The following is a 4357-nucleotide window of genomic DNA, read 5'->3' as shown; positions in this document are numbered from 1 at the left end:
TACACGCCGCAGGAGGATGGCTATCGGGTGGTCACTACAATCGCTCAGGGCGAGGCTGGCTTGCCCGTTCGTTTCGTCGCGACACTGACCGAGAACCAGATAGTCGCGCTCTCGGTACCGGGCAAGCTGGGCGAGTCGGACCAGATCATCGAGATATCGCGTGTTGGCGGCAAGCTTGTTGTCAGCCCGCAGCCAATAGACGGGATCGTGGTTTCTTCTCCGAAGCTCGCCGTCGACTGATCCAAGGTCGAGTGATTGAGGGGATCGAGTGATCCAAGGTCGCGTGATCCGGGGGCATGCGCGTTGCGGCGGTGCTGGATGAGCCTGCAGCATGGCCGACAGACGTTGTCTCCATGGCTCGTCCTCCCGTCTGTCGTCGTCTTGACCGTCGCCGCTGGCTTCGGCGCGTCTTCGCAAGCTGTGCTGGCCGCGGGCAAGTTCTACGGAATTGTCGGCGGCAAGGTCGATGCGCGAACCTACAACGGCTTCCGTCGCTACCATGGCAGCTGCAATCACTGCCACGGCCCCGACGGCATGGGCTCGACGTTCGCCTCGGCCCTTGTCGACCGGCTGCCCGACATCGAGGTCTTCCGCAGCAACGTTCGCGGCGGCGTGCGCATCGGCCCTTCGGTCATGCAGGGCTTCGCCGACGACCCCAACGTCGCTCCTTACATCGACGACATCTACGCCTATCTGCAGGCCCGCGCCGACGGTGCGCTCGGCCGAGGACGACCTGAGAGGCTTGAACCCTAAGTATCGCAGGCTGCCAGCTTCACCAGACGACAGCGAGACGGTTCTCGAGCGCCACATGAGTGCCGAAAGGCGAGCACTCGCGCTCAAGCATGGCAGCGAGCCAGGCGGCATCTTCGGGCAAGGCGCGGTTTAGCCGGAACTTGGCGAGCTGGAACGGCACGACGTCGAGCGAAACAAGCGTACCGTCCGGTAATGCGAACCGCGGCAGGTACATCAGCGCAAGCTCACCGCGAAAGGTTTCGTAGCCGGTTATTCCTTCATAGTCGGTGAGGAAGTCGCCGCATCCATAGAGGATCAGCCGGCCGTTATGGATTTCGATCGGCTTGGGATGGTGCGAGGAGTGCCCATGCACGACGTCGAAACCTGCAACATCAATGAGAGCATGGCCAAGCGCGCGTTCTTCCGCGGGGACTTGGTAGCCCCAGTTGCCGCCCCAGTGGATCGAGGCCACCGCGAGGTCGCCAGGCTGTTTTATGGCCTCCACGGATCGGGCGATCTGCGCGAGCGACCGGGCCGAGGCCAGCAGGTTGACCCCTGGCTTGTAGGCTCCGGCTGCCCATGAAGGCGGAACGCCGCTCGTCTCGAGCGCAAAGCCGAAGACGAGCACGCGGCCGCCGCCGGCCAGTTCGATGACGGCAGGCGCCGCCGCCTCGTCCGCGTCAAGGCCGGCCCCGGCATAGGCGAGGCCGGCATGCCGGAGCGTATCGAGGGTTTCGACGAGGCCAGGCTCACCCCAGTCGAGCACGTGGTTGTTGGCGAGCACGCAGCAGTCTACCCGCGCCGCCGCCAGGCAGCCGATGTTGGCGGGGTTCATCTTGTAATTGATCCCCTTGGGCGCCAAGGACAGGCTGGTGGTAATGCTAGTCTCGAGATTGATGATCCGCGCGTCGGGCGCTTCACGGTCCAATTCGGCGAGCGCATCGCCCCAGACATACGCATCGTCGACCTTTCTCGGGATCGGGCCATTAATGCGTTCGGCAAGCTCGACATAGGTCGTCGCCGATTTGACATAGCGCTCGGCGAGGTGCGGATCGCACGGATTGGCGAAGATCTGGTCGATCCCACGCCCGAGCATCACGTCGCCGCATAGGAACAGCTTTGCGCTGCTTCGGACCGGCCGTCCGGCGGCATTGTTTGCGATCTGCGGCATCCCAGACCTCCTTCCCCCGCCAACAACCAGTGACGCCAAGGGTTCCAGCCCAATTTGCGCGGGATCGGATCGCGGGCCAAATCGTTAACGCAGGAGAACCGACCGCCGAGGCCAGAAATGCCCGACACAGCCTTCTCCTTCATCCCGCGCGCCGCACGCTCGGCCAAGCCGCGCAAGACCGGCCTGACCGAGATTCGCGGGCCCTACTACAGCGCCTATGGGCCGCGCCATCTGGCCGACGTCCTGGAAATCATGGGCAACTGGATCGACGGCATCAAGTTTGCCGGCGGATCATTCGCCCTGATGCCGCCCGAAGCGGTGAAATCCATCAACAGACTGGCGCATGATCACGATGCCTATGTCTCGACCGGCGGCTGGATCGAGAATGTCCTCCGCTTCGGCCCCGACGCCGTCGACCGCTACATCGAAGAAGCCAAGGCGCTGGGGTTCGACATGATCGAGATCTCCACGGGCTTCATCAGCCTGCCCACGGAAGCGCTGCTGCGCCTGGTCGAAACCGTGAAAAAGGCCGGGCTCAAGGCCAAGCCGGAGCTCGGAATCCAGTTCGGGGCCGGTGGCGACACATCGGCCAAGGAGCTCGAAGCCGAAGGCACCAGGGATGTCGGCTGGCTGGTCGCACAGGCCCGACGTGCCCTCGATGCCGGCGCCGACATCATCATGATCGAGAGTGAAGGGATCACCGAAAACGTGACGTCCTGGCGCACCGACGTGGTGGCCCGCATCATCAACGAGCTCGGGCTGGAAGCGGTGATGTTCGAAGCCGCGGACCCGGCGGTCTTCGAGTGGTACGTCAAGAACTACGGCAACGAGATCAATCTGTTCGTTGACCACAGCCAGATTGTGCAGCTCGAAGCGCTACGCTCCGGCATCTGGGGAACCAAGAGCACCTGGGGACGGATTCAGAATGTTGTGTAGGGGCGATTGGCGAAAGCCAAAGCGACGTCCGATCTCCCCCCCTTGCGGGGGAGATGTCCGGCAGGACAGAGGGGGGTGGGAAGGATCGCCAACGTCCGGTTTCAGCATTTCATTTCCAACGAGAAATCAGTCCAATGGCTTGGCTGTGACGGGTCATTCGCCCCGATGCCGCCCTCAGCCCCACTTCATCTCGCCGGTGGCAACCTTGGAGCCGATGTCGAGCGCGACGCCCATGCCGAGGTTGGGGAAGCGGGCTTCCATGGCGCCCTTGAGCGCGGCCGCGTCCTTGGCCTTGGCCAGTTCTTCCTCGAAGGCAATGAGATAGGCCTTGGTATGCTCGACGCCCGAAAGGTCCGTGGCGGCCTGCGGCGTCATGTGGCCGGGCACGACGATTTCAGGCTTGGCGGCAGCGATCTTTTCGAGATTGGCGAGCCAGGCGGCGCGCTGTTCCTTGCTCGACGTGTCGGCGGTCCAGACATGCACGCCGGAAAAAATCATCACCCCGCCGAACACCGCATTCAGCGACGGCACCGAGAGATAGCGCCGGTTGGCGAGGCCTTCCGCATTGACGATCTCGACGGTCTCGCCATCGACGGTGAGCGTCTTGCCGTCGAACACTTCGGGGATGACGACATCGGCGAGCGCCTGCGGGCCGTTCTCCTTGAGCTGCGGTCCCCAAACGGCGATTTTCTTATCGACGCTGCCGTTGATGGCGGCCACCGTCTCGGTTGCGGCGATCACCCGTGCCTGCGGGAAAGTCTCCTTGATCGGCTTGAGGCCGAAATAATAGTCCGGGTCGGACTGGCTGACATAGATGGTGGTGAGCGTCTTGCCCGTCGCCTTGATCGCTTCGGCCACGGCCCGGCCGTCAGAGTAGGTGAAACCGCCATCGATCAGCAGCGCCTCGGAGGCGCCGGTGATCAGCACGGGGGCGCGAAAGAAGCCGTTTTCGCCGGCAGGAAAATGTTTCCAGGAAAGCGTCGCGGCTGCATGGCCAAGCCCGGCGGGAGCAAAGACTGCAGCGGCGCCGGCGGCGAAGGTGGTTTTCATGATGGCTCTCCGTGTGAACATGATTGTCTCCTGGGGCTTGGAATGCGGAATTCGGGCGGCTCCCGCGCAGCCTCGATCCCAGGAAGATGGCAAAGTCGGAATGCGTATTGAAGGCCAACAAAATAGACGTAATGTATGCCATTGCCTGACAATGAGGTCGCATTTGCCATGAGCCGCGCATGAACCTGAACCGGCTGGCCTATTTCGCCGCGGTGGTCGATGCCGGCTCCTTCACGCGGGCCGCCGAGCGGCTCGGCATCACCAAGGCGGTCGTCAGCCAGCAGGTAGCGCGGCTGGAGCGCGACGTCGGAACGACGCTGCTGATCCGCACGACGCGGCGGGTCCATCCGACCGAGGCCGGCCGGACATTCCATGCCCGCTGCCTGCTGGTCCTGCAGCAGGCCGAGGATGCCTTCGACGAACTTGCGCAGGCGGCTACCGAGCCGACCGGCACGCTGCGCATCACCG

At 63.6% G+C, this 4357-nt stretch carries 5 protein-coding genes and 1 pseudogene; 4 read left to right on the top strand and 2 right to left on the bottom strand.

What is annotated here, in order from left to right; all coding sequences use genetic code 11:
- Positions 1 to 240, top strand: a pseudogene (locus E5W87_RS34305) (hypothetical protein); the annotation flags it as partial.
- 78 nt (positions 241 to 318) lie between these two features.
- Positions 319 to 753, top strand: a complete 435-nt coding sequence (locus E5W87_RS34300; protein ID WP_292408036.1) for a cytochrome C — start codon at positions 319 to 321, stop codon at positions 751 to 753.
- Between the two features lie 19 nt (positions 754 to 772).
- Here the strand turns inward: E5W87_RS34300 and E5W87_RS34295 are convergent, their stop codons facing one another.
- A complete protein-coding gene (locus E5W87_RS34295) occupies positions 773 to 1903 on the bottom strand; it encodes a CapA family protein (protein WP_292408033.1) in 1131 nt (376 codons plus the stop codon).
- Between the two features lie 117 nt (positions 1904 to 2020).
- Here E5W87_RS34295 and E5W87_RS34290 point away from each other — a divergent pair, with 117 nt between their 5' ends.
- Positions 2021 to 2839 carry a phosphosulfolactate synthase gene (locus tag E5W87_RS34290; protein WP_292408030.1) on the top strand — a complete coding sequence of 273 codons (819 nt, stop codon included), beginning with the start codon at positions 2021 to 2023 and terminating at the stop codon, positions 2837 to 2839.
- A gap of 174 nt (positions 2840 to 3013) precedes the next feature.
- Here the strand turns inward: E5W87_RS34290 and E5W87_RS34285 are convergent, their stop codons facing one another.
- Positions 3014 to 3910, bottom strand: coding sequence for an MBL fold metallo-hydrolase (locus E5W87_RS34285; protein ID WP_292408027.1), 897 nt, complete (start codon positions 3908 to 3910; stop codon positions 3014 to 3016).
- A 158-nt stretch (positions 3911 to 4068) separates the two neighbouring features.
- On the opposite strand from E5W87_RS34285, the gene E5W87_RS34280 reads away from it, so the two are divergent.
- Positions 4069 to 4357, top strand: a 289-nt coding sequence (locus tag E5W87_RS34280) for a LysR family transcriptional regulator (RefSeq protein ID WP_292408024.1), incomplete at its 3' end; no start/stop codon positions are given.

This window comes from Mesorhizobium sp., from assembly GCF_004962925.1.
Lineage (GTDB): Bacteria > Pseudomonadota > Alphaproteobacteria > Rhizobiales > Rhizobiaceae > Mesorhizobium.
The sequence above is the reverse complement of the archived record's forward strand: the minus strand, read 5'-3'. Positions and strand labels throughout refer to the sequence as shown.